Annotated in this window: 1 protein-coding gene; it reads left to right on the top strand. The window is 61.1% G+C overall.

From position 1 onward, the window contains the following. Positions 1–1040 (top strand): diguanylate cyclase (locus tag OXR60_RS19825; RefSeq protein WP_267397782.1); only part of this gene is annotated, 1040 nt, incomplete at both ends.

Below are 1040 nucleotides of genomic sequence, written 5' to 3'. Positions count from 1 at the left end.
CAGCAGTTTTTCGGCGCACGCGTAGGAACGCAGCTCGAGAGCACGTCTCGGGACGTATCGTTTTGTGCGAACGCGCTCGATAAGGAAGGCGCATTCATCGTAGAGGACACTCTACTCGACCCTCTGTTTGCGCAAAACCCGCTGGTAACCGGGCCGCCCTATATCCGCTTCTACGCTGGGGCCCCTCTTCGCGTCGCCTCTGGCCACGTGCTTGGCACCTTGTGCATCATCTCGCCCGAACCGCAGAAGTTGGAGCCGAAGCGAGCCCGCCAGCTCGAAAGCCTTGCTCAATTAGTGATCGATCGCCTCGAACTCCGGCGAAGCGAGCGTCAACACATCGCGCATGAAGCTCACCTTGCTCGCGTCGCGCATTTCGATGAATTGACCGGGCTGCCGAACCGCACCGCCTTTCATGACAGGGCGCGTCAAATGCTTGCTCGCTGTAGCGCGGCAACGGTGCTGCTGTTCGACCTCGATGGGTTCAAGGATGTCAACGACGTGCTCGGCCACGCTGTAGGTGACCGGCTGCTGGCTGCGGTTGGTGAGCGGCTGCGAGCTGAAACCGGACCGGAAATCCTGCTATCGCGGTTGGGCGGCGATGAGTTTGCCCTTCTCGTCCCCGGCATGGGTGATCCTCGTGAGGCGCACAAGGTGGCCACCAGCCTGAGAAACAGCTTTCGCTCAGGCTTTTGCCTGGAAGGTGACGAGCTGCAGCTGGATACGAGCATCGGCATTGCCATTGCCCCTCACCACGGCACGGGAGTTGAAGCACTCCTGATCGCGGCTGATCTGGCGCTCTACAAGGCCAAGGATCAAGGAGGCGGCGCGATTGGCTTCTTCGAACCCCACTTTCGCCATCGGGTCGAAGCAAGGCGCCGAATGCAGGGCGAACTTCGCAATGCCTATGATGCTGAGGAGTTCGTCCTGCTCTACCAGCCTCAGGTCGAGCTCACGACGGGGCGCATCGTCGGTGCCGAAGCGCTGTTACGATGGAACCATCCGGACCACGGACTGCTCGCACCCGGGCAGTTCATCGACGT

The sequence above is a fragment of the Sphingomonas sp. GC_Shp_5 genome, from assembly GCF_026540855.1.
GTDB lineage: Bacteria > Pseudomonadota > Alphaproteobacteria > Sphingomonadales > Sphingomonadaceae > Sphingomonas.
The sequence above is the reverse complement of the archived record's forward strand: the minus strand, read 5'-3'. Positions and strand labels throughout refer to the sequence as shown.